This window comes from Ruegeria sp. R13_0 (assembly GCF_017743995.1).
Taxonomy (GTDB): domain Bacteria; phylum Pseudomonadota; class Alphaproteobacteria; order Rhodobacterales; family Rhodobacteraceae; genus Ruegeria.
The window spans coordinates 181,267-204,391 of record NZ_JAGHRB010000010.1 but is presented as its reverse complement, the minus strand read 5'-3'; the positions used below and the strand labels follow the sequence as shown (position 1 = coordinate 204,391).

20 protein-coding genes are annotated in these 23,125 nt (G+C 59.3%); 9 read left to right on the top strand and 11 right to left on the bottom strand.

Annotated features, from left to right (window positions below):
- Positions 1 to 155: 155 nt before the first annotated feature.
- A complete protein-coding gene (gene thrS / locus J7394_RS14965) occupies positions 156 to 2,114 on the bottom strand; it encodes a threonine--tRNA ligase (RefSeq protein ID WP_209254098.1) in 1,959 nt (652 codons plus the stop codon).
- A gap of 215 nt (positions 2,115 to 2,329) precedes the next feature.
- On the opposite strand from thrS, the gene J7394_RS14960 reads away from it, so the two are divergent.
- The 4 genes from J7394_RS14960 to J7394_RS14945 all read left to right on the top strand — a co-directional run bounded on the left by J7394_RS14960 (position 2,330) and on the right by J7394_RS14945 (position 5,519).
- The gene (locus tag J7394_RS14960; RefSeq protein ID WP_209254096.1) at positions 2,330 to 3,079 is read left to right on the top strand and encodes a carboxylesterase; all 750 of its coding nucleotides are present in this window, start codon (positions 2,330 to 2,332) and stop codon (positions 3,077 to 3,079) included.
- Positions 3,079 to 4,071 (top strand): carboxylesterase, encoded by a 993-nt coding sequence (locus tag J7394_RS14955; protein WP_209254094.1) that lies wholly within the window; start codon positions 3,079 to 3,081, stop codon positions 4,069 to 4,071. The genes J7394_RS14960 and J7394_RS14955 overlap by 1 nt, the downstream gene beginning before the upstream one ends.
- A gap of 40 nt (positions 4,072 to 4,111) precedes the next feature.
- Complete coding sequence (locus tag J7394_RS14950) at positions 4,112 to 4,726, top strand: hypothetical protein (protein ID WP_209254092.1); 615 nt, start codon at positions 4,112 to 4,114, stop codon at positions 4,724 to 4,726.
- An 82-nt stretch (positions 4,727 to 4,808) separates the two neighbouring features.
- Complete coding sequence (locus J7394_RS14945) at positions 4,809 to 5,519, top strand: alpha/beta fold hydrolase (protein WP_209254090.1); 711 nt, start codon at positions 4,809 to 4,811, stop codon at positions 5,517 to 5,519.
- On the opposite strand, the gene J7394_RS14940 is transcribed toward J7394_RS14945, so the two are convergent.
- A complete protein-coding gene (locus tag J7394_RS14940) occupies positions 5,516 to 6,094 on the bottom strand; it encodes a DUF6151 family protein (protein WP_209254088.1) in 579 nt (192 codons plus the stop codon). The genes J7394_RS14945 and J7394_RS14940 overlap by 4 nt on opposite strands.
- 5 nt (positions 6,095 to 6,099) lie before the next feature.
- On the bottom strand, positions 6,100 to 7,371 hold the full coding sequence (phaZ, locus tag J7394_RS14935) for a polyhydroxyalkanoate depolymerase (RefSeq protein WP_209254086.1): 1,272 nt from the start codon (positions 7,369 to 7,371) through the stop codon (positions 6,100 to 6,102).
- A 111-nt stretch (positions 7,372 to 7,482) separates the two neighbouring features.
- On the opposite strand from phaZ, the gene J7394_RS14930 reads away from it, so the two are divergent.
- From J7394_RS14930 to J7394_RS14915, 4 genes are all read left to right on the top strand, one after another.
- Positions 7,483 to 9,285 carry an alpha/beta hydrolase gene (locus J7394_RS14930; protein WP_209254083.1) on the top strand — a complete coding sequence of 601 codons (1,803 nt, stop codon included), beginning with the start codon at positions 7,483 to 7,485 and terminating at the stop codon, positions 9,283 to 9,285.
- A gap of 131 nt (positions 9,286 to 9,416) precedes the next feature.
- Complete coding sequence (locus J7394_RS14925) at positions 9,417 to 9,863, top strand: phasin family protein (protein ID WP_209254081.1); 447 nt, start codon at positions 9,417 to 9,419, stop codon at positions 9,861 to 9,863.
- A gap of 134 nt (positions 9,864 to 9,997) precedes the next feature.
- Positions 9,998 to 10,546 (top strand): polyhydroxyalkanoate synthesis repressor PhaR, encoded by a 549-nt coding sequence (gene phaR / locus J7394_RS14920; RefSeq protein WP_170552879.1) that lies wholly within the window; start codon positions 9,998 to 10,000, stop codon positions 10,544 to 10,546.
- A gap of 111 nt (positions 10,547 to 10,657) precedes the next feature.
- Complete coding sequence (locus J7394_RS14915; protein WP_209254079.1) at positions 10,658 to 11,413, top strand: serine protease; 756 nt, start codon at positions 10,658 to 10,660, stop codon at positions 11,411 to 11,413.
- On the opposite strand, the gene J7394_RS14910 is transcribed toward J7394_RS14915, so the two are convergent.
- The 7 genes from J7394_RS14910 to J7394_RS14880 all read right to left on the bottom strand — a co-directional run bounded on the left by J7394_RS14910 (position 11,401) and on the right by J7394_RS14880 (position 20,259).
- Positions 11,401 to 12,615, bottom strand: a complete 1,215-nt coding sequence (locus J7394_RS14910) for a DegT/DnrJ/EryC1/StrS aminotransferase family protein (protein ID WP_209254077.1) — start codon at positions 12,613 to 12,615, stop codon at positions 11,401 to 11,403. The two genes, J7394_RS14915 and J7394_RS14910, sit on opposite strands and share 13 nt — an antisense overlap.
- A 116-nt stretch (positions 12,616 to 12,731) precedes the next feature.
- Positions 12,732 to 14,036: an FAD-binding oxidoreductase gene (locus J7394_RS14905; RefSeq protein WP_209254075.1), complete on the bottom strand. Its 1,305-nt coding sequence runs from the start codon at positions 14,034 to 14,036 to the stop codon at positions 12,732 to 12,734.
- Between the two features lie 20 nt (positions 14,037 to 14,056).
- Complete coding sequence (locus J7394_RS14900; RefSeq protein ID WP_209254073.1) at positions 14,057 to 15,415, bottom strand: glutamine synthetase family protein; 1,359 nt, start codon at positions 15,413 to 15,415, stop codon at positions 14,057 to 14,059.
- Positions 15,415 to 16,095, bottom strand: coding sequence for a type 1 glutamine amidotransferase (locus J7394_RS14895; RefSeq protein ID WP_209254071.1), 681 nt, complete (start codon positions 16,093 to 16,095; stop codon positions 15,415 to 15,417). The genes J7394_RS14900 and J7394_RS14895 overlap by 1 nt, the downstream gene beginning before the upstream one ends.
- Positions 16,096 to 16,154: 59 nt before the next feature.
- On the bottom strand, positions 16,155 to 17,474 hold the full coding sequence (locus J7394_RS14890; RefSeq protein ID WP_209254069.1) for a glutamine synthetase family protein: 1,320 nt from the start codon (positions 17,472 to 17,474) through the stop codon (positions 16,155 to 16,157).
- A 130-nt stretch (positions 17,475 to 17,604) separates the two neighbouring features.
- On the bottom strand, positions 17,605 to 19,791 hold the full coding sequence (locus J7394_RS14885) for a xanthine dehydrogenase family protein molybdopterin-binding subunit (protein WP_209254067.1): 2,187 nt from the start codon (positions 19,789 to 19,791) through the stop codon (positions 17,605 to 17,607).
- Positions 19,792 to 19,794: 3 nt separating this feature from the next.
- Positions 19,795 to 20,259: a (2Fe-2S)-binding protein gene (locus J7394_RS14880; protein WP_170374105.1), complete on the bottom strand. Its 465-nt coding sequence runs from the start codon at positions 20,257 to 20,259 to the stop codon at positions 19,795 to 19,797.
- 138 nt (positions 20,260 to 20,397) lie between these two features.
- Here J7394_RS14880 and J7394_RS14875 point away from each other — a divergent pair, with 138 nt between their 5' ends.
- Positions 20,398 to 21,009, top strand: a complete 612-nt coding sequence (locus J7394_RS14875; protein WP_170482620.1) for a TetR/AcrR family transcriptional regulator — start codon at positions 20,398 to 20,400, stop codon at positions 21,007 to 21,009.
- Between the two features lie 32 nt (positions 21,010 to 21,041).
- Here the strand turns inward: J7394_RS14875 and J7394_RS14870 are convergent, their stop codons facing one another.
- Complete coding sequence (locus J7394_RS14870) at positions 21,042 to 23,099, bottom strand: CocE/NonD family hydrolase (RefSeq protein WP_371812026.1); 2,058 nt, start codon at positions 23,097 to 23,099, stop codon at positions 21,042 to 21,044.
- Between the last annotated feature and the right edge of the window lie 26 nt (positions 23,100 to 23,125).

Below are 23,125 nucleotides of genomic sequence, written 5' to 3'. Positions count from 1 at the left end.
CCACAGTTAAATTCACGAGGCCGTGTCTCACAAGCGCGTCAGGCATTGTCATGCCCTCTTGCAGGTTAACAAATTGTTTTTGAATTGAAAAATGGAAAATGTTTCAATCCGGCCCCGATTTCAGGGCCGGATGAGGGGTCAGAATCAACCCAATGTTACAGCAGGTCCGGCGGAGTGGCTGCCTTGGACAGCTCATTTGTTACAGTCTCAAGCGATTGAACCTGTGTCTGTTTTTCGCCCAGACGACGGACGCTGACTGTGCGTTCATCCACCTCGCGGTGACCTACGGCCAGAATGACCGGAACCTTGCCGACCGAGTGCTCGCGGACCTTGTAGTTGATCTTTTCGTTGCGGATATCCGCCTCGGCCCGGACGCCAGCGCCGCGGAGCGTTTCAACAACCTCGGCCACATAGTCATCTGCGTCCGAGGTGATCGAGGCCACAACGACCTGCCGCGGCGCCAGCCAGAATGGCAGCTTGCCCGCGTGTTCTTCAATCAGAATGCCGATGAACCGTTCGAACGACCCAAGGCAGGCCCGGTGCAACATGAAGGGGCGATGCTTGGACCCGTCCGCGCCTATAAAGTTCGCATCGAGTCGCTCGGGCAGGTTGGGGTCGACCTGCAGCGTGCCGCATTGCCAGTTGCGGCCGATGGCATCTGTCAAAGTGAACTCCAGCTTCGGACCGTAGAACGCGCCTTCGCCTTCGAGGACTTCATACTCATAGCCAGCGGCCTTGCAGGCATCGCCCAAGGCTTTCTCGACGAAATCCCAGCTTTCATCGCTGCCGATCCGCTTTTCCGGGCGGGTAGACAGTTTGATGGTCCAGTCGTGGAATCCAAGGTCGGCGTAGACCTTCGACAGGAAGGCGATGAACTTCGCGGTCTCGGATTCGATCTGATCCTCGGCGCAGAAGATATGGCCATCGTCCTGAGTGAAGCCGCGCACCCGCATAATCCCGTGCAGCGCGCCCGAGGGCTCATAGCGCGCGCAGGAGCCGAACTCGGCCATACGCAGCGGCAGATCGCGATAGGATTTCAGGCCCTGATTGAACACCTGCACGTGGCAAGGGCAGTTCATCGGCTTCAACGCGTTGATCGCCTTTTCGCGGGCATGCTCTTCGTCGACTTCGACGATGAACATGTTCTCCTGGTACTTGTCCCAGTGGCCCGAAGCCTCCCACAGTTTGCGGTCGACGACCTGTGGGGTATTGACCTCGACATAGCCGTCACGGTCCTGCATCCGGCGCATGTAGTCCTGCAGGGTGGTGTAGATTTTCCAGCCGTTCGGATGCCAGAACACCTGACCCGGAGCCTCTTCCTGCATGTGATACAGGTTCATCTCGCGGCCCAGCTTGCGGTGGTCGCGCTTGGCGGCCTCCTCCAGCATGTTCAGGTGCGCTTTGAGCTTTTCCTTGCCCGTGAACGCTACGCCATAGATGCGCTGCAACATCGCGCGGTCGCTGTCGCCACGCCAATAGGCACCGGCGATGCTCATCAGTTTGAAGGCGTCGCCCGGCAGTTGGCCGGTGTGCTGCAGGTGCGGGCCGCGGCACAGATCCTGCCAGTGGCCGTGCCAATACATGCGCAGCGGCTCATCACCCGGAATGGCTTCGATCAGCTCGACCTTATAGGGCTCGTTGTTTGCCTTGTAGAATTCGATCGCACGGTCACGCTCCCAGACCTCGGTTGTGACGGGGTCGCGCTTGTTGATGATCTCTTTCATCTTTTTCTCGATGAGGCCGAGATCTTCGGGCGTGAATGGCTCTTCGCGGTCAAAGTCGTAGTACCAGCCGTTTTCGATAACGGGACCGATGGTGACTTTGGTTGCGGGCCAGATTTCCTGTACCGCGCGGGCCATTACATGCGCCAGATCGTGGCGGATCAGCTCATTGGCCTGCGCTTCATCCTTCATGGTGTGGATGGCGATTTGGGCATCTGCATCGATGGGCCATTGCAGGTCCCAGTGCTGACCGTTCACTGTGGCCGAGATGGCTTTTTTCGCCAGAGAGGTTGAGATATCGGCAGCCACCTGCGCGGGCGTTACGCCTGCGTCATAGGAACGTGCATTGCCATCGGGAAAAGTGAGAGAAACGGATTTTGAATCCAGGGCCATATCGGCTCTCCTCGTCGGTTTGGCGCCCACTGAACGCCCGGTTGCGGGTTATTTGCGTCTGGCTGCTTTGGCAGGTGGTTGTGCTTGTGTCAAGTGGCGGAGCGAGGGGCCAGCCCCTCGCGCTCCCCGAGGTATTTTTAGCCAGATGAAGGAGGATCACGGAATTGCGCTCGGGCGGGGGGCGTGCATGATGTCAGGAAAGCAAAGAGGACTTCATGGCAGCAACAGATTTTTTGGAAACGGCGCAGAGGCGGCGCTTGGCGTATCACAAGAGTGAAGGGGCCGGGCCGACCCTTGTTTTTCTGGGCGGTTTGAAATCGGATATGGAGGGCACCAAGGCCGTTCATCTTGAGGCTTGGGCGCAGGCGCGGGGGCAGGCGTTCTTGCGGTTTGACTATTCCGGGCATGGCGAAAGCTCTGAGGCGTTCACTGACGGCTGCATTGGCGATTGGCACGAAGACACGCTGGCTGCGGTGAGTACTTTGACTGAGGGGCCTTTGGTGGTCGTTGGGTCCTCGATGGGCGGTTGGCAGGCGCTGCTGTTGGCCAAGGCGTTGCCGGAGCGAATTGTTGGCATGGTAACCATCGCGGCAGCCCCGGATTTTACCGAAGATGGCTATTGGGCGTCCTTCTCAGATGCGCAGAAGTCAGCGCTGGAGGAGGTTGGGCATGTGGAATTGCCCTCGGACTATATGGAGCCTTACATCATAACCAAGCGTATGATTGAGGATGGTCGGCAGCGCCTGGTTCTTCGGGACGCGTTGGATTTGCCGTTTCCCGTACGTTTTTTGCAGGGGACGGCTGATACGGCTGTGTCGACTGAAACAGCCGTACGCCTAATAGAGCATGCGACCGGACCGGATATGCGATTGTTGCTGGTCAAGGATGCGGATCATCGGTTCTCGGACGGGCCGTGCCTTGGCTTGATCGAAAACGCCATTCTCGACGTTTTGGGGGATGGGTGATGCGTTGGTTCGGGTGGGTGCTGGGGCGGGTTTTGGTGGCGCTGATCGTTGTCGGGGGCCTGATTTATTGGTTCGGGCCGCGGGAAGAAGTGAAGCTGGACCCCGATTTCGACCCCCGCAAGTTTGGCGAAGGTGTTCAGGTCTATTTTGAAAGCACGGAATCCGCCTTTGACGATATCGTTCCCGGTGTCGAAAAACGTGTGATCTGGCAGGACGGGTTCAAGGAACAGCGCACGCCCTATTCAGTGCTGTATGTCCATGGCTTCTCGGCCAGTTCAGAAGAGATCCGTCCCGTGCCAGATATGGTCGCTGACGCTCTGGGGGCCAATCTGGTATATGCGCGCTTGCAAGGTCATGGGCGGGATGGTTCGGCGATGGGCGATGCGACCGCCTCGGGCTGGATGCAGGACATGGCCGAAGGGCTGGCGGCGGCCAAAGCCGTTGGGGAAAAGGTCGTAGTCATTTCGACATCGACCGGGGGCACGCTGGCGGCGGCGGCCACTTTGAACCCGGACCTCAGCGAGGATGTCGCGGCGATGGTATTTGTGTCGCCGAATTTCGGAGTGAATGCGACAGGGGCGTTCATACCCGGTCTGCCATGGGCTCGGGATTGGTTGCCATTGTTGATGGGGCCGGAACGAGATGTATCCGGGCCGGACCCGGAAAAGAACAAGTACTGGACGGCCGTGTACCCGTGGGAGGCCGTGGTGCCGATGACTATTCTGGTCGAAACGGTCTACGGTCTTGATTTCTCGCAAGCTTTGGTGCCGGCGCTGTTCTGGTTCTCGGATGATGATCAGGTCGTGCGCCCGGACAAGACCCACAAGGTGGCCGAGGCCTGGGGGGCGCCAGCAACGGTTGAGCTTGTCACGATGGGGCCGGGGGATGATCCGATGTCGCATGTGATTGCCGGTCGCCTGATGTCTCCGGACCAGACAAAGCCGACGGTGAATGGGATATTGACTTGGTTGAAAACGCAGGGGATCGAATGACGCCTCCTTCGAGGGCATAGAGTTGCGCAAGCCGGGCAGTATGTGGAGCCTTGAGACGCTGGGTCGTGTGCGTCTGTCCCGGCATTTCTTCATGCGCGATTTCCTGTACTCCGAGATCGGGAATTTCCACCAAAAGCAGAACCTGCCTGAGAACCCAGATCTGGCCATCGAAACTGGCAGCGCCTTTTGCCAAACCTTGCTCGACCCGCTGGAGGAGACCTTTGGCCGGGTCGCGGTGCGCTCGGGCTATCGATCGCCATCCTTGAATGCGTTTGGCAACGAAAACCGGCTGAACTGCGCGCGCAATGACAATCCGATGGAGTGTCATATCTGGGACTGGGGGCAGGGTGAGGCGCGCGTCGCTGGTGCATCTATCGTGATCCCCTGGTTTGCGGATCGCTACGCGCAGGGGCGGGACTGGCGCGATCTGGCGTGGTGGATGCATGATCATCTTGCCTATTCCGAGATCTGGTTTTTTCCAAAACTCTGTGCGTTAAATCTGGTGTGGCGGCCCACGGCACAGCGCCGAATCGACAGCTATATCGCGCCCAAAGGTTGCCTTTTGCGACCGGGGGCCGAGCCAGCCGAGACCCTTGCTGCCCGTCAGAAACGCTATGCTGATTTCCCGCCGTTCCGTGGAATCGCCTATCCATAAAGTTGCCCTTGCGAGGCCGGACCAAACCTTCCATCCTGATCAGAAGGAACGACTCGGATAACCGAGCAGAAGGAGGCCCCACGTGATTGAGCCGCTGGTGTTGTTGCCGGGTTTGATGAGTGATGCCCGGCTGTTTCATCCCCAAATTGATGCCTTTTCACGCCGCCGCGCCGTGGTCGTCTCGGCGATCAGTCGGGGGGAACGGATCGAAGAGATCGCCTCGGATCTGTTGGATCAGCTGCCCCACCGCTTCGCGCTGGCTGGGCACGGGCTGGGCGGCGTGGTGGCGTTGGAGCTTGTCCGCCGCGCCCCGGATCGGGTGTCCCGGCTGTGCCTGATCTCGACCGATGCGCAGGCCGACACCCCGCAGATCGCCGCGGCGCGGGAGGATCTGATCATCGGCGCGCAGGCCGGTCGGCTTGAGGAGGTGATGCGGCAGGTTGTGGGGTCAGACACTCTGGCGCCGGGGCCGCAGCGTATCCCTGTGTTGAATGACCTGCTGGCGATGGCGCTGGATCTGGGTCCGGAGGTGTTTGTTACCCAGATGCGTGCTCTGCAGAAGCGGGCGGATCAGCAGGGCACGTTGCGACGGATCAAAGCGCCCAGCCTGATCCTGTGTGGAAAACATGACCGGCTGACGCCCGAGCGCAAGCATGCCTTCATGGCGGACATGATCCCGAATGCGGTGATGCACACAATCGACGCGGCTGGATATCTGCCAACGCTGGAAGCGCCCGGGCAGGTGATCGACCTGATGCAGGCGTGGCTGGATGAACCCGTGCGCATGGCCTAGGGGTAGAGCGCCGCGCGTTCCTCTTTGCTGATCACCGTCGGTGTCACGACTGGTTCAAAACTCTCGGGATCAAAGAACGGCGTGTTCTTCCACCCGCCAGATAGCCTTGATTTGATCACGCGGCGCAACAAACCGATTGCCGCCGGAGCCAGATTTTCGTGCTTTTGCTTGCCGTTGGGCCGAGGCACGAAGCCACGTGTTGAGATCGGGCCAAGCCGCGCATGATCGGCGATACGCAATGCGATGAACCCCGCAAAGGGAAATCTGGCGGTGCGTGGCGTCGTTGCCAATGGCGCGTTGCAGCATTTGGCATACCATCGCAGCATACCCTTCGGGCTCAGTGACATCGCCGCCAAATGTTCGCTGCCGCTGTCAATCGTGACTTCGTCGGGGGCGATTTGAAACACCTCAACCGGGCCGGGGGCCGGGTCGGGTTGGCCGAAGTAAAGCTGGGCCGCACGGCAGTCGTGGCAAAAACATTCGGCATGGGTACCCAGACGCGCACCATCAGATGTGATGCGGCCTGTCAGTGTCCCGCAGGCGCAAGAAAAGGTGAGGTCAGACTCTGACGCCAAAGCCCTTATGCAACTTTGTTGCTGTTGGCCGCCCGACGACGCGGTTTGCGGCTGTTCTCGTTCATGAAGTCGATGACCAGCGGGCGGATATTGTCGCGCCAGCTGCGGCCTGCGAAGATGCCGTAATGCCCCGCACCGGGTTCGACATGGCTGGCTTTCTTGCTGTCCGGCAGACCGGTACACAGATCAAGCGCGGCGATACACTGCCCAGGCGCCGAGATATCGTCATTCGCGCCTTCCACGGTTTTCACAGCCACGTCGGTGATTTTGCCCATATCAACCTTATGCCCGGCGACGACAAATTCGTTCCGCCCGATCTCGCGGTTTTTGAAAATGCGTTCAACCGTGGAAAGGTAGAACTCGGCCGGCATATCCATGACGGCAAGGTATTCATCGTAGAAGCGGTTATGGGCGTCATGATCCGACGCTTCCCCCCGCATCACGCGCTGGATCTGATCCGTGAAGGCAGAGGAGTGGCGTTCGGCATTCATCGACATGAACGACGCCAGCTGCAACAGGCCGGGATACACCATCCGACCCACGCCTTTGTATTTGAAACCAACGCGCTGGATCATGGTCTCTTCCAACTGACCCATCGTGACGCGGCGGCCAAAGTCGGTCACGTCTGTCGGGGTGGCATCGGGATCGACCGGGCCACCGATCAGGGTCAGGGTGCTGGGCTGGGCCTTTGGTTCGACCTCGGCCAGATAGGCGGTCGCGGCCAGTGTCAGCGGCGCAGGTTGGCACACGGCGACCACGTGGGTGTCTGGGCCAAGCTCTTTCATAAAATCGACAAGGTAGAGGGTGTAATCCTCGACATCGAACTTTCCGGCGGACACGGGGATATCGCGCGCGTTATGCCAATCGGTGATGTAAACTTCGCAATTGACCAGCAGGCTTTTGACAGTCGAGCGCAGCAATGTCGCGTAGTGACCGGACATCGGAGCCACCAAAAGCACCTTGCGAGGTTGCGTTTCGCGCCCGTTTACCTTGAAATGGAGAAGGTCCCCAAAGGGACGCTCCAGAACCGAGGTGACTTCGACCAGATGATCTTTGCCATCTTCACACGTGAAAGTCCGGATGCCCCAATCGGGCTTCGCGACCATGCGTTGAAAGGTGCGCTCGGTCACTTCACCCCAAGCGGCCATCCAGCTGAACGCCGGGTTCGGGACCATCGAAAACAGTGGGTAGGAGGCCATCGCATTTGCCGTCGAACCAAGCCATTGGTTCGTATTGCGCATGGTTTCCATCAGATCGTAGGTCATCATGTAGCGCATCGAAGGATCCTCCGGAGTATCAACCTAAGAGTTCGGACCATTCGTCGCTTTGTCGACCAACGTCCGCGACGTTATTCTGCATAGCAGCGAGAGTAGGGGTGAATTGTTAAAATGACAACAAGTGAAGACAATACGGGCCAAGTTACCGAAGAACATATTGAACGCATTAAAGAAAATATGGAGAAGGTTGAGGCGCTGTCCACGCGCCTGATCGAAGTCATGGCTTCGAAAAAGTCTCATGTCCCGGCGTTGGACGGCCCGAATCAAGAGCTTTATGCACGTGCGGCAACGGCCTATTGGGCCGAAGCCTTGCAGAATCCCGCCAAACTTCTGGAACAGCAGATCGAATACTGGGGCAAATCCGTTCTGAACTTTGCCGAGGCGCAGCAGGCCCTGGCCACAGGCGAAGTGGATGAAGACGAACCCAAGTCTAAGGACAAGCGCTTTTCCAACCCGCTTTGGGACACCAACCCCTATTTTCGCTTGATCCGCCAGCAGTACCAGACCAATGCCGATGCCATCGCGCAGGCGGTGTCGTCGGTTGAGGACCTTGAAGAGAAAGACAAGCAGCGCCTTCAGTATTTCTCGCAGCAGATCATTGACCTGATGGCCCCCACCAATTTTCTGGCAACCAACCCCGATGCCTTGGAGAAAGCTGTCGAAACCGAGGGGCAATCCCTGATCCAGGGGCTTGAGAACCTCGTCTCGGATCTCGAGGCCAATGATGGTGAGCTCGTGGTCAAGCTTGCCGATGACAGTGCCTTCGAGGTTGGGGTCAATATTGCGACCAGCCCCGGCGATGTCGTCTATCGCAACCGTATGATGGAACTGATCCAATACAAACCGGCAACCGATACGGTGCACGAAACGCCTATCGTACTGTTCCCGCCGTGGATCAACAAATTCTACATTCTCGACCTCAAAACCCAGAACAGCCTGATCAAATGGGTGACCGAGCAGGGATACACTCTGTTTGTCGTCAGCTGGATAAACCCCGATTCCACCTACGCCGATGTGGGGATGGAGGACTATATTCAGGACGGGTTCCTGACTGCGATCGAGACGGTCAAGAAGATCTGCAAAGTAAAACAGGTCAACGCCGTCGGGTATTGCATTGCGGGCACCACGCTCAGCCTGACCCTGTCCCTACTCAAACAGCGCGGGGACAAATCGGTCAAGTCGGCGACCTTCTTTACAGCTCTGACCGACTTCGGTGATCAGGGAGAGTTCACGCCGTTTTTGCAAAACGACTTTGTGGATGGGATCGAGGATCAGGTCGCCAAGGATGGCCTTCTGCGAGCGTGGATCCTTGGGCGCACAATGTCCTTCCTGCGTTCGCGCGACCTGATCTACACGCCGGCAATCCGAAGCTATATGATGGGCGAGACCCCTCCGGCCTTTGACCTGCTGTATTGGAACGGCGACGGCTCGAACCTGCCCGGCAAGATGGCGGTGCAGTATCTGCGCGGCCTGTGCCAGCACAACGAATTCGTAGGCGATGGCTTTGAGATGCTGGGCCACAAACTGCATGTCAGGAATGTGGACGTCCCCCTGATGGCTATCACCTGCGAGACGGACCATATCGCCCGCTGGAAAGACTGCTATCGCGGTGTTCAGCAGATGGGGTCCAAGTCCAAGACTTTTGTCGTATCAGAGTCCGGCCATATCGCCGGAATTGTGAACCCGCCCAGCAAGAAGAAATACGGCCACTACACCAACCCTGATCTGAAGTTGGATGCCGAGGCCTGGTTAAAAGACGCTGACTTTCACGAAGGATCCTGGTGGCCGATGTGGGGCGCTTGGCTGAAGAAACGGTCTGGCAAGCAAGTTCCGGCGCGCGAAACGGGTGATTCGGAGCATCCAAGCCTGTGTCCGGCGCCTGGGAGCTATGTTTTGCTCAAGGCAAATCGCTGATTTCAAAATGAAACTCGATTTTTTCTGCATCGCAGCAAGAAAAAACTTGAAATGCTGCAACGCAGAAATCATATTATCCCCAAGCTGATGAAAGCCGGGGTGGGCCCGGTTCGGCAAAAAGGATTAGGACAATGGCAAAGACCCAAGACTTCACCGCGATCATGAAAGACGTCATGGGCGCATTTCCGGTAGACACCACCGCAATGGAAGGTGCCTTCAAATCGACCGCAGCGCTGAACGAAAAGCTGTCGGGCGTTGCTCTGGAAGCGGCTGAGAAATCGGCTGAAATCTCGAACAAATGGACCAAGGAAACCCTGGCCAAGCTGACCGAGATGTCGAAAGCAAAGGCCGAGCCTGCTGACTACGCAAAAGCCGCAACCGACTTCGCAAGCGCGTCGGCTGAAGTTGCCGCTGAAAACATGGCTGCTTTCGCTGAGATCGCGAAAAAAGTTCAGTCGGAAACTGTTGAGCTGCTGATGGCCGCTGGCAAAGACGCTGCTGAGGAAGCAACCGCAGCTGTCAAGAAAGCGACCAACGAAGTTACGACTGCTGCCAAGAAAGCAACAGCTGCTAAGTAAGAACGTCCGCGACGAGCATCTTATCCTCCCTATAGGTGCCATCGCGTTGGGCAGGTCGATTGACCTGCCCTTTCTTTTTGTGCTGCAGTCGCATAACCTCTGCTGCAACGCATCATCCTTGGGGAGGGTACAAGGTGTCGGACAAAGAAAAACCGTTGTTGATCAAACGTTATGCCAGCCGTCGGCTGTATAACACCGAGACCAGCGACTACGTGACGCTCGAAGACATTGCGGGGTTCATCCGCGACGGGCGCGAAGTTCAGATCATTGATCTGAAGACAGGCGATGACCTGACCCGCCAGTACCTTTTGCAAATCATTGCCGAACATGAAAGCCGGGGCGAGAACGTCTTGCCGGTGAATGTTCTGAACGATCTGGTGCGCAGCTACATGGTGCCGGGCGGGGGTATGATGCCGCAATTCCTGCAAAGCTCGTTCGACATGCTGCGCGAAAGCCAAAGCAAGATGATGGAGAACATGAACGCCATGAACCCGATGTCTCAGATGCCGGGGTTTGAGGCGATGCAGGCGCAGCAACAGGCGTTCCTCAAGGCGATGACCGGTGGGTTGTCCGGCAACTGGTCAGGCCCCGACAAAGAGGACGAGTCCGAACCGAAAGAGGATCTTGACGACATTAAAAAGCAATTGGCCGAGTTGCAGCAGAAGCTTTCGAAACTGAACTAAAGCGTTTTGCGTTTTTTCCGTAGAAAAGAGATCGAAATGCGCGTTCGACCGCAGGGAGAGGCAGCGTATTTCGATTCAAATCAAACGCAAAGCGATCCAGGGGCATAGGCGATGCGCTGGCTGGTCCTGTGTGTCGCTTTTTTGTGGTCGCAAGCCGTTTGGGCTGAAGGGCAGTTCTCTGAAAACTGGTCGGCGGTCTGTCGGTTGGGGACAGATACCTCTGCTGGATGTCAGGATATTCGGGCGCGTGAGATACTCGATGCGTCCGAGGCCCCTTGGCGCGCGATTGGTCGCGTGAACTACGCAGGTCGGGACCAACGATCTCATTGTACGGGCGTTCTGATCTCGGAAAACCATGTGTTGACGGCGGCGCATTGTCTCTACAATCGATCACGCAAACGCTGGATATCACCCGAGAGTATTCTGTTTGCTGCCGGATACCAGCGGGGCGAGGCGGTCTCGGTTGCGCGGGCCGATGACTATGTCTTGCCTGCAGGTCAGGATGTTTCAGCCGGATTTTCCGATCAACCCGACTTGGACTGGGCCATTCTTGTACTAGACACTCCGATCGGGGCCGACGTCGGTTTCGTGAAACCGGCGGATCAAGAGGTCCAGGCAGGTTTCGTCGCGGGCTATCCGGGTCTGAGGCCGCACGTTCTGAGCCAGACGGAGATCTGCGCCATAGGTCCATATGCAGACCAAATGCTGCGTGGAATTTGCCCGGTGATGATGGGGGATTCCGGCGCGCCGCTGTTGGTGAATACCTCGGACGGGCTGCGGGTTGCTGGTGTCCTGTCCCGCATTGCGCCAACCCCCGAAGGGATCGACGCGTTGTTTGTCTCAGTGCTAGGCGTTCAGGTGCCGTAAGCAGGAACCGGGCCGATCACCTCACCGACCGAGGCCAGCAGGATATCGGCGATCACGTCCAGTTCCTCGCGCGTCAGGCGCACGGGCAGGCGTACGTCACAGGCTGTCATCAGCATGGCACGGGTTTTCGGCAGCTCGAACTGCTCAGGCAGGAACTGCCAGTTCCAGAACGCGCGGGCATTGTCTTCGCTCATGCCAAAGATCTGAACCTTGACGCCGCGCGCCTCGGATGCGGCGGCAAAGGCGCGGATCTCACCCTCATCCATGCCGACCAGATTGAACTGAATCGAATCCGGTGCACGACGTTCGGGCGCAAGCGGGGCGGGGACGTCGATATAGTCCGAGCTGTTCAGCCGTTCCGCTACATAATCGTGGTTTGCCAGCCCATCGCGCACGCGGCGCGCCAGTTCCGGGATCTGGGGGCGGATCACTGCGGCGCTGAGGTTGCTCATCCGCAAGTTATAAAGCGGGAGTTTGTTCTGCCAGCGGGCAAAGACCTGCTCCAACTCGGGCGAGTTGTCGCCATGCGGGGTTTTGTGCTTCTTCCAGTTATGCTCGTAGGCCCCTGACATGATCACGGTGCGGGCCACCAGATCGGCATCGTCGGTGATCAGAATACCACCTTCGCCGGCGTTGATCATCTTATAGGACTGGAACGAGAAGCAGCCGATCTTGCCGATGGTCCCAATGTTGCGCCCATGCCAAGTGGTGCCCAGCGAGTGCGCGGCATCCTCAATCACCGGGATATCGCGTGCGTCGCACAGCGCCATGATCGCATCCATATCCGAGGTATGGCCGCGCATATGGCTGATGATCACCGCCTGTACATCGTCAAGCTTGGCCTCGAAATCAGCCATGTCGATGCGGTAGTTCGGACCAACTTCGCACAGGACGGGAATGCAGTCGGCATGCACGACCGACGATGGCACAGCAGCGAAGGTAAAGCCTGGGATCAGAACCCGCGCATCCCGCGGCAGGCCCAGCGCCTTCAGCGACAGAAACAGAGCAGCCGAGCAGGAGGAAACAGCCAATGCGTATTTCGTTCCCAGCAGCGCGGCGAACTCGGATTCCAGCAAAGCAACCGGCGCGTCTTGCGGCGCGGTGTAACGAAACAGGTCGCCTGACTGCATCAGGGCGTCGATTGCGTCTCGTGCGGCGGCGGGGATGGGTTCGGCGTCATGAACGTTGGGTGGCAGCGTCATATTTGGTTTTCCCGAATTCTAACTTTCACTTTATTAAATCAAGCATCCCGCCCGTGCCAAGCCCCCAATCGCAAGATCGGCAAAATTTCACCAAATTGTCGTATGGAAAACGGGGGCTAGATCCCCAGCCGATCCCGCATCGCGTACCATGTCATTGCCAGCACCAGCAGAGGGCTGCGCAGGGCCGGACCTCCGGGAAAGGGCAGGGTCGGGACACGGGCCATAGTATCGAACCCTTCGGCCTGTCCCTGGATGGCCAGTGCCATCAGCTGACCGGCATGTGTTGCCGTGCCGACGCCATGGCCGGAATAGCCCGAGGCGGACAGGATATTCGGCGCAACACGCGTAAGATAAGGCATCCGCCGCATTGTAATCGCCAGAGTGCCGCCCCACGCGTAGTCGAACCTGACGTCCCGCAGATGCGGAAAGATCTCGGTCATTGGTTTGCGCACGGTGGCGGCGATATCTGAAGGGAACCGGTAGCCATAGCTTTCGCCTCCGCCAAACAGAAGGCGCCCATCGGCGCTGAGGCGGAAGTAGTTCACCACGAATTTCGTATCCGCAACGGCGACATCCCGCGTCAGGACGCGCGCGGCCTCAGCCCCAAGCGGCTCTGTTGCGGCGATGAAGTTGTTGATCGGCATCACCCGCGCCGCGACCTGCCGGTTCAGCGTTCCAAGGTATCCGTTGCAGGCCAGAATGACGTGTCGGGCGCGAACCTTGCCGCCTTCGGTGAGAACCGTGGCCGGGTCGCCATGTTCGATCCCTGTCACCTCGGTGCCTTCAAAGATACGCACGCCCGCTGCCTCAGCGGCACGGGCCAGACCGAGCGCATAGTTCAACGGGTGCAGATGCGCCGCCCCCTTGTCCAGATACCCACCTTTGTAAGCGGGTGAGGGGCAGAGGGCGTGGCCTGCCTCTTCATCCAGCAGCTCGATCTGATCGTAGCCGTAACGGTCCGACAAATGCGCCGCATGGGCGTGCAGATCGTTGCGCTCGGACGTTGACAGGCCCAGGTTGGCGATGCCGGGTTTCAGGTCGCAGTCGATTTTGTGCCTTTCAATCAGCGATTTGACCAAGGTCTTTGCATCTTCGGCCAGATCCCAAAGCTTGGCAGCGTCGTCTTGCCCGACGAGCCGCTCCAGATCCTCTTGATCCATGCGCTGGGCGCTGCCCAACTGCCCGCCATTGCGGCCTGATGCGCCAAAGCCCACTCGGTGCGCCTCAAGCAGGACAACGTCCATCCCGGCCTCGGCCAGATGCAGCGCAGCCGACAAACCCGTATAGCCGCCACCGACGATGCACACATCGGCGCGCGTTTCGCCCTTGAACTCAGGGAACCGCGCGAGCGGATTGGCTGTCGCGGCATACCAGCTTGCCGGATACTCGGCCTTGCTGTCGTTGGAATAGAGGAGGTTCATCTCTGGCGACCCCAAAAGGCTCAGACGTTCAGTAAGAGATGTTCCCGCTCCCACGGAGAGATTACCTGCAGGAACTCTTCATACTCGGCCCGTTTGACGATGCCATAGACGCGGGCGAACTCGGGGCCCAGGATCTCATGCAGTTCCGTGGCTCCGTCAAACAGGTCCAGAGCATTCCCCATCACCTGCGGGATATCGCCTTCGCCCTCATAGGCGTCACCGTAGAACTGACGGCGCGGACGTTCCTGCTGGACCAGACCCAGATAGCCACAGGCCAGTGACAGCGCGATCCCGAGATACGGGTTGCAATCCATCCCGGCGATGCGGTTCTCCACGCGTCGCGCCTCTGGCCCGGACAGCGGCACCCGGATACCCGTGGTGCGATTGTCCCGCGCCCATTCCAGATTGATCGGCGCGGCGTGGTCTTTCACGTAGCGACGGTACGAGTTCACGTACGGCGCCATCACGGCGAGACCGGCGGGCAGGTGGGTCTGCAGGCCCGCGATGAAGTGATAGAACGCGTCCGTCTCACCGCCTTGCGGCCCTGAGAAGATGTTCTGCCCGGTCTCTATGTCGATGATCGAATGGTGGATATGCATGGCCGAACCCGGCTCATCCTCGATCGGTTTCGCCATGAAGGTCGCGAAGCAATTGTGACGCAGCGCGGCCTCGCGGATCAGGCGTTTGAAGTAGAAGACCTCATCCGCAAGCTTCACTGGATTGCCGTGACGCAGGTTGATCTCAAGCTGGCCTGCGCCGCCTTCTTGGGTGATCCCGTCGATCTCAAACCCCTGATGTTCGGCGAAATCATAGATGTCGTCGATCACCGGGCCGAACTCGTCCACGGCCGTCATGGAATAGGCCTGACGTGCAGCGGCAGGACGGCCCGAGCGGCCCATCATCGGCTCAATCGACTGCGCCGGGTCAACGTTGCGGGCGACCAGAAAGAACTCCATCTCCGGGGCGACCACAGGTTTCCAGCCTTTGTCATGATACAGCTGCACAACACGCTTCAGCACGTTGCGCGGGCTGTAGGGGATCGGATTGTCGTCGCGGTCATAAGCGTCGTGGATCACCTGCAGCGTCCAGTCACCGGTCCAAGGCGCAGCCGACGTGGTCGAGAAATCCGGTTTCAGGATCATGTCGCGTTCAATGAATCCGTCCTCACCTGCGGCTTCACCCCAGCCGCCCGTGATCGTCTGGTAGAAGATACTGTCAGGCAGGTGGAAATAGGATTGCCGCGCGAATTTCGATGCCGGAACGGCCTTGCCGCGAGCAATACCCGGCAGGTCCGAGATGATGCACTCGACCTCATCCAGCCGATGTCCGGCGATGTAGTCCTGTGCGGCCTGCGGTGCTGCGTCTTTCCAATCGGCCATCAGGCCCTCGCTTTCTTCAGAAAATCCGCCATGATCTGCGCGATCCGGGCATTGTGATCCGGTGCTGTTTGTCTGTTCGCAGCGGCTTGCATGAGGTCATCAGGCACCAACCCTTTGCCGCGTGTGCGCATCAGGCCCGAGACGAAATCGTTGGAAAATTCCGGGTGCGCCTGCACGGTCCAGATCTGGTCACCGTAGCGCAGCATGGCGTTTTGGCAGAAATCGTTGCTGCCGATCACCTCGGCCCCGTCGGGCACGGCCACGACCTGGTCCTGATGCCAGGCGTTCAGCCAGACGTTATCGCCATCGAAGTCATATTCGGTCCGTCCAACCGACCAACCGCCCTGGTATTTTTCGACTTTGCCGCCCAGCGCCTGTGCGATGATCTGATGGCCAAAGCAAACGCCTACCAGCGGCTTTTCGCTTTTGTGAATCTGTCGGATCAGATCCTCAAGCGGAGGAATCCATGGCAGATCCTCATAGGCCCCGTAGCGAGAGCCTGTGATCAGCCAGCCATCTGCGTCTTCTGCGCTGTCGGGGAAGATCCCGTCAACGACTGCGAACGTTTTGAATTCAAACCCATGTCCGTCCAGCAATGCGGGGAACAGAGAGTCATAGTCCCCGAAATCCTGCATGAGCGCATCGGGGGTGTGGCCAGTTTGTAGAATGCCAATTTTCATAAGTCACCGAATTTGATCAAATTCAGAAATACCCGAGAGCGGGCCTTCGGGCAAGGGGGTCACACGGCCTCAAGATAGCTGAGCCAGTGTTCGTCCTCGGGGCGGTCTGCAAAACGTGCAATTTCCTGCCTTTTGGTCATCGACAGATTGCGGATCAATTCCGATGGGAAAAGCCGGGTTATGATCGGGTCACTCTCGAACAGGTCGATGGCGGCGGCCCAGTTGCCAGCAAGCTGAGGCAGACCGTCAATTTCATAAGCATTGCCCGAGATCGGGGCAGGGGGCACCATGCCGTCCTCGATACCGACAAGCGCTGCACCCAGAACGGCACTCAGCATCAAGTAAGGGTTGATGTCGCCGCCAGCCACGCGGTGTTCGATGCGTCGGGCCACCGGGGCACCGCCCGGAATACGGATGGCGGCGGTTCGGTTTTCATAGGCCCAGCTTGCACCGGTGGGCGCATGAGCGCTGGGCACAAGCCGCGCGTATGAATTCCCATGAGGAGCAAAGATCAGAGTGCTGGCAGGCATGGCGGCGAGGCACCCGGCCACGGCTGAGCGCAGCAGGTCGGTGCCCTCGGGCCCGCCATCGTCGAAGATGTTCCGCCCATCTTGGTCCAGGACCGAGAAATGCACATGCATCCCGTTTCCCGCGTCCTCGGCATATGGTTTCGACATGAAGGTCGCAGCAAAGCCGTGTTTGCGGGCCAAGCCGCGCGTCAAAGCCTTGAAAAGCCACGTATCATCAGCGCAGCGCATGGCGTCCTGATGATTGAGGTTGATCTCGAACTGGCCGATCCCGCTTTCGGATATTGCAGTTTGCGCGGGGATGCCCATTGCAGCGCACCCGTCATAGAGGTCGGTGAAGAACGCCTCGAACGCGTCTATTTCAGCGACGGAAAGAACCGCCTCGTCCGTCAGGCGGCGACCAGTGATGGGGTTGAGGGGCGGTAACGGTTGGGGGCCGGACGCGTCAACAAGGGTGAATTCCAACTCGGTCGCCGCAACGACTGACCAGCCGCGCTGCGCGTAGCGCGACAGCACGGAGGCTAGCGCATGGCGCGGGTCGCCCGCAAAGGGAGCGCCGTCGTCGTCATAGAGGCTCATGGGAACCAGGGCGGTCGATGTTTCAAGCCATGGCACTGGCACAGGCCCGCGTTCAGTCGGAAGCAAGATGCCATCTGCGTCACCGGTTTCGAACACGAGGGGGCTTCCGTCGATATCCGCGCCCCAAAGATCGACATTCAACGCTGAGAACGGCATGCGCACGGCACCCTTGCTCAGCTTGTCGGCATAGGAAGGCGGGACACGTTTGCCACGCATCTGACCGTTCAGGTCGCAGGCGGCAACGCGGAAATTATGCAAGGCGTTCAGGTCCATTGGGGCTGTAGCTCCTCTCGGTTATCCGAGATGTAGCGAAGCCAAAAGGCCTTGTCACGAAATTTGATCAAATTTCAGCGGTAGTAGAAAGGCGTCGGCACAAAATGCGCCGACGCACTGAGTTTATAGGTCAGACGAAGGTGACGCCGTTTTCCGCCATCGGCAGGGTCGTGACCTTCACGCCCGAAAGCGCGCGAATGGCATTCGCCAGGGCCGGGGCGGACGGCGGTGTGCCCGGCTCACCGACGCCCGTGGGCGCTTCGGCTGATGGAACGATATGGACGTCAATCGCCTGGATGTCACCGATCCGCAGAGGCTCGTAATCCGGGAAGTTGAACTGGTCTACCGCGCCGCTGGTCAGCGTGATCTGGTCGCGCATGACGTGACCAATGCCATAGCCGACACCACCTTCGATCTGTGCTTTGACCACATCTGGGTTCACCGCAATGCCGCAATCCACAGCGCAGGTGACTTTTTCGATGCGAACACCGCTGTCCAAATCGCCGGACACCTCGACCACTTCGGCCACATAAGAGCCAAAGGACTTGTGGACCGCGATGCCTTGCGCGCGCCCGGCCGGAGCGTTGCCCCATCCGGCCTTCTCAATCGCCAGCTTCAGAACTCCGGCCTTGCGGGCCTGATCTGCATTGCTGTCATCGCTCAGATGCGCCAGGCGGAACTCGACCGGGTCGCGACCGGCGGCCTCGGCGGCCAGGTCCATCATGGTCTCCATCGCATAGCCAGTATGAGTGTGCCCGACCGAGCGCCACCACAAGACCGTCGTCGCTTTCGGTGTATCCGTCAGACCCACCGCCATGCCGGGGATGGCGTATGGGCTGTCAGAAACCCCTTCGACCGAGCTGTGGTCGACACCGTCATGCACCAGAACGGCTTCGAAGGGCGTACCCTTGATGACCGATTGACCAGCGATCTGATGGTGCCATCCGACGATGTTTCCTTCACCATCCAGACCGACGCGCACTTTGTGACCAAAGGCAGGGCGGTAGTAGCCGCTGCGAATGTCATCTTCACGTGTCCAGACCAGTTTGACTGGGCGAGAGCGGTCGGTGACCACGAAGGCCAGTGCAGCCTCGACCTGATAATCCGCATCTGGTGTTGCGCGGCGGCCAAAGGACCCGCCTGCCAGCATAGTGTTGATATGAATCTTCTCGGCCGGGAGCTCGAAGATCTGCTGGTAGGCCATATGCGGGCCGGTCGGCATCTGCGCGCCATCATGCAGGACAATGTCTCCGTCCGCAGTCTGTTCGATGGTGCAGTTCAGCGGCTCCATCGGCGCATGGGCTAGAAGCGGGAAGTAGAAGGTCCGCTCGACCACTGTGTCAGCGCCGTCAATCGCGGCGGAGACGGCTGCAAAATCGGCCTTGTTGACGTTGTAGGTCGGCTCGGCCTCCAGCGCGTCCATGATCTCGGCCTGGATCTGATCCGAGTCGCGGGTTTCAGCGCCTGACATATCCCATTCGACCTCAAGCGCATCACGCGCCTGAATCGCGGCCCAGGTGTTTTCCGCGTAGACGGCGACACCCGCTTGGTTGGGTAGAACCGCGGCACTGATGTAGCCTTTAACCTCTTTCGAGGCGCTATCGTCAAACCCTAGCGCAATTCCGCCTTTGGATTCGGGGCGTTTGATCATGGCGATCATCTGGTTGGGCAGGTGGACATCCATGGCATACATGGCCTGACCATTGCCCTTGATCGCCGAGTCTTTACGCCGAACGGCTTCGTTTCCGATCAGGCGGAACTCTGACGGGTCCTTCAGGCGTGGCTTGGCCGGAGCGTCCAGCTGAGCCGCTGCGGCTACGAATTCGGCAATCGGAGCGGATTTGTCGCCGGATTTGACAATGCCTTCTTCGATCGTGATACCCGATGCGTCGACGCCCCAGCTTTGGGCCGCCGCGTTGATCAGCATCTCACGAGCGGCAGCACCGGCCTGACGGTATTGCAGCCACGAATTCGCCATCGCGGTCGACCCGCCTGTGCCTTGGAACGGGCCGAACAGAAGGTTGTTGTAGACGTTGGGATCAGAGGGCGCGAATTCGTATTCGATCTGGTCCATTGTCAGGCCGATTTCTTCGGCGATCAGCGTGGGCAGACCGGTCGCAGGGCCCTGACCCTTCTCAAAGTGTTTGACGATGGCGGTTACAGTGCCGTCAGCATCAATTTTCACGAAGGGGTTGAACTGAGCGGTCTCGGATGAAGCAGCGGCTAGAGCGCCATCCGGACGTGCGCCAACCAGCAGGACGGCGCCAGCAGCAGCGGCGCCTTTCAGAAATCCACGGCGAGAGGTGTTGATGGTCATGGATCAGGCCTCCAGAATTTCAGATGCGCGCTGGATGCCGGCGCGGATACGTTGATAGGTGGCACAGCGGCAGGCGTTGCCGTACATGTACGCGTCGATCTCTTCTGCGCTGGGCTTGGGGTTCTCAGCCAGCAGGCCAACGGCTGACATTACTTGACCCGACTGGCAGTAGCCGCACTGAACCACGTCCAGTTCGACCCAGGCCTGTTGGACAGCTGCGCCGATCTTGTCCTCACCGACGGCTTCGATTGTGGTGATCTCGGCGTCTTCGACGTCTTCGATATAGGTCTGACACGAGCGGACGGGCTCGCCATTCAGATGTACGGTGCAGGCGCCGCAAGACGCGACACCGCAGCCGAATTTGGTTCCGGTGAGCTTCAGCTCATCCCGGATCACCCAGAGCAGGGGCGTGCCGGGCTCGGCGTCGACAGTATGCGTCTCGCCGTTCAGTTTCAGATTGATGGCCATGAGGGGACACTCCGTGTTGGCTTGCTACCTGAGTCGGTAAACTGGCGGGTTTACATGTGGCACAGAAAGTCGCGCCTGTAAACTCCTGCGTTTACCTGGTGTTTGACCGGGCGCGGTCAATGGGTTTATAGCAATGACATGAATGAGATCAGCGCGCCCAATGCGTCCAAATATGCACAGATCATCGAAGCTGCGGTGGCCGAATTCCAGGAAAAGGGGTTCGCGGCGGCCAGCATGGATCGTATTTCGCGCCAGGCCGAGGTGTCCAAGCGGACGCTTTATAAGTATTTTGAAAGCAAGGAAAATCTGTTCCGCTCAATCGTGACGGAACTGTCCAGTCGCTTTGCGGAAGTGCTGGAGATCAGGTACGAAAAAGGGCGCGATGTTCGCGAACAACTGACCGAGCTGGCCTGGGCCGAGGGGCGGATTCTGATGCTGCCGGATGTGATGGCCATGTCCCGCATGGTGATCAGCGAAATCCTGCGCAACCCGACCTTGGCTGAACAAGCGCAGGGCAAGCTGGACAAGACGGCCTCATTCATCGACATGCTGCGCGAGGCCGCTGCGGACGGGCAATTGCAGATCGACGACCCCGAACAGGCCGGGCGCGAATTCATCGGCCTGATCAAGGCGCGGGCGTTCTGGCCGCTGTTGTTTTCGGGCACGGTTCTCAGCCATCAGGAAATGGCGGACACGATCAACAACAGCGTCGAGATGATGATGCGCAGATACGGCCCGGACACTGCGTAGTGTTCAAGGCCGTACGGCGGACAAACCCGCGCCTACATGCCGTTGCGCGGGATCACGTGATTCCATTCCGTTTTGAAGAACAGCGTGTCTCCGTCCCAGCATTCGACTGTGGCGTTCAACACGAAATCGGTCGCCGTGGCCGTCTGCTGAGACCAGGTCTTGATACGTGCATCCCAGTCTCCACGCTCAAAGCGGGTTTCCTGCCGCATGGTCGCAATCGCGGATAGGGGATCATCGGGCAGGATGGAGTAGATCCGCTCGGACGTGTCGGAAATCTCGGTTCCTGTTTCCAGCACCTTTTTCGCTGAAGGGCCCATGACGCCGCCACCGATGAAGACACGCTCCGTCAGCCTGCCGGTGTGGGCGTCCCGTGTCAGCGTCGTCTCGGACCCGCCCTGACCTCTGGTCGAGGTCTCGAGCACCGAACCCGGGGCCGGAACCGGAAGGTCCCGAGGCGCCGACGCGTCTGGTGCATTGGTGCGAACGGGCAACGACAAGGCCGAGGAGCCGGGTACGACAGTCGCGCAAACCGGATTCGGGGCGGGCCACAAGATGGGCCAATAGGCGGTCGCAAGCTGCACCATGATCCGGTGACCGACAGGAACGTTGTAGCCGATGGCGTGTAGCTGGATCGAGATCTCCATCTCTTCTCCGGGCACGACCGCGGTTGGTTCTGTGTCACTGTCGCGGTGCATCAGGTTGAAGAACCCGCGCGAGATCAGGGTCTGCGCGCCGTCGGGGGCCTCATCAATCAGCAGGGCTGCGACAAAGGCCTGAGGCTGGTCGACACTGACCCGTAGCGCGAGTTCTGGTTGGCCCAGAATGTCCACCGATGACTCCAGCCTGTCACTGCGGAACACCATCGCCCCAGCGGCGTCGATCCGACAATCCAGAGGCAAATCGCCAGGAATACCGAAAGAACACATGACCCCGCCGGCCGAGCCGAACGTCTGCGGCGAGGTGATCTGCATCGGTGCGCCTGTTTGCGCCTGTGCGTCCAGCGACCCCGCGTTCAGCCAATAGGTTTCGTTCGACACATTGGGCGAGGGCCAACTGGGTTCCTCGACCCAGCGCCCGGGGCGGTGCGGTTGCGTTCCAGCGGGGCGCATGCTGTCCATCATGTACAGGTGCAGCGGTGGCTCATCCATGATCCCGGTGTCGATCCCCTTCAGCCAATAGTCCCAGAATCGCAGCACCTCGACGATGAAATCGACCTGAGGGGTGGGCTTACCCTCATGCGGGTAGAGATGCGACCACGGGCCCATCATCACCTTGACCGGCACGTTCAGGTGTTGCGAGATCCGGAACGGCGTGTCGCGATACAGGTCGGCCCAGCCGCCGAAATAGTAAACGGGCACGTTGATGGCGTCATAGTCCTCGCAGATCGAGCCGCGTCGCCACATCTCGTCATGGGTTTGATGTTCCAGCCACATGGCGGGCCAGAACTCCATCGCCTCAAGCCGTTCACGCCAGAGGTCGCGCCACTTGTCCTCGCCTACGATCTCGGGGTCCGGGGGGAAGGCGTTCAGCAATTGCATGATCGAGCCCCACCAGAAATTGTCGCCGGCTAGGACGCCTCCGTAGAAATGTATGTCTTCGCGCCAGCGGTCGTCGCAGCCCATCACCGGCGCGATGGCTTTCAGCGCGGGTGGGCGTTTGGCGGCGACTTGAAACGAGTTGTAGGCCCCCCAGCTTTTGCCAAACATACCGACATTGCCGTCGCACCACGGCTGGTCTGCCAGCCACGCGATGATATCAACGCCGTCCTGCGTTTCCTGGTGCGAGTATTCATCCTCGGCCAGCCCACCGCTATCACCGTTGCCGCGAATATCCACCCGGATCGAGGCATAGCCCGCCTCGGCAAAGCGCGGATGCATGGTTTCATCGCGCAGGCGCGTGCGATCCCGGCGACGATAAGGGATGTATTCCAACAGGCAGGGTACCGGAGTCTCGTGCGCATTGGGTGGCAACCACAGACGCGCGGCCAATTGCGTGCCGTCGGGCATCGGAATCCAGACGGTTTCGATCACCTCTACACTGTTCATGGCCGGGTCCTTCCTGTTGTTTTGGCTTGTGTTTCTCTCAAGCACCTGTGTCGCGTCGCCGCTTTTGGTCG

What these genes read in the sequence shown, in the direction of transcription:
- J7394_RS14895 (WP_209254071.1), bottom strand. Translation starts at nt 16,095, where the DNA reads ATGAAAATTGGCATTCTACAAACTGGCCACACCCCCGATGCGCTCATG.
- J7394_RS14960 (WP_209254096.1), top strand. Translation starts at nt 2,330, where the DNA reads ATGGCAGCAACAGATTTTTTGGAAACGGCGCAGAGGCGGCGCTTGGCG.
- J7394_RS14910 (WP_209254077.1), bottom strand. Translation starts at nt 12,615, where the DNA reads ATGACGCTGCCACCCAACGTTCATGACGCCGAACCCATCCCCGCCGCC.
- J7394_RS14950 (WP_209254092.1), top strand. Translation starts at nt 4,112, where the DNA reads ATGTGGAGCCTTGAGACGCTGGGTCGTGTGCGTCTGTCCCGGCATTTC.
- J7394_RS14900 (WP_209254073.1), bottom strand. Translation starts at nt 15,415, where the DNA reads ATGGCCGATTGGAAAGACGCAGCACCGCAGGCCGCACAGGACTACATC.
- J7394_RS14905 (WP_209254075.1), bottom strand. Translation starts at nt 14,036, where the DNA reads ATGAACCTCCTCTATTCCAACGACAGCAAGGCCGAGTATCCGGCAAGC.
- J7394_RS14925 (WP_209254081.1), top strand. Translation starts at nt 9,417, where the DNA reads ATGGCAAAGACCCAAGACTTCACCGCGATCATGAAAGACGTCATGGGC.
- thrS (WP_209254098.1), bottom strand. Translation starts at nt 2,114, where the DNA reads ATGGCCCTGGATTCAAAATCCGTTTCTCTCACTTTTCCCGATGGCAAT.
- J7394_RS14885 (WP_209254067.1), bottom strand. Translation starts at nt 19,791, where the DNA reads ATGACCATCAACACCTCTCGCCGTGGATTTCTGAAAGGCGCCGCTGCT.
- J7394_RS14930 (WP_209254083.1), top strand. Translation starts at nt 7,483, where the DNA reads ATGACAACAAGTGAAGACAATACGGGCCAAGTTACCGAAGAACATATT.
- J7394_RS14880 (WP_170374105.1), bottom strand. Translation starts at nt 20,259, where the DNA reads ATGGCCATCAATCTGAAACTGAACGGCGAGACGCATACTGTCGACGCC.
- J7394_RS14915 (WP_209254079.1), top strand. Translation starts at nt 10,658, where the DNA reads ATGCGCTGGCTGGTCCTGTGTGTCGCTTTTTTGTGGTCGCAAGCCGTT.
- J7394_RS14955 (WP_209254094.1), top strand. Translation starts at nt 3,079, where the DNA reads ATGCGTTGGTTCGGGTGGGTGCTGGGGCGGGTTTTGGTGGCGCTGATC.
- phaZ (WP_209254086.1), bottom strand. Translation starts at nt 7,371, where the DNA reads ATGCGCTACATGATGACCTACGATCTGATGGAAACCATGCGCAATACG.
- J7394_RS14890 (WP_209254069.1), bottom strand. Translation starts at nt 17,474, where the DNA reads ATGGACCTGAACGCCTTGCATAATTTCCGCGTTGCCGCCTGCGACCTG.
- J7394_RS14875 (WP_170482620.1), top strand. Translation starts at nt 20,398, where the DNA reads ATGAATGAGATCAGCGCGCCCAATGCGTCCAAATATGCACAGATCATC.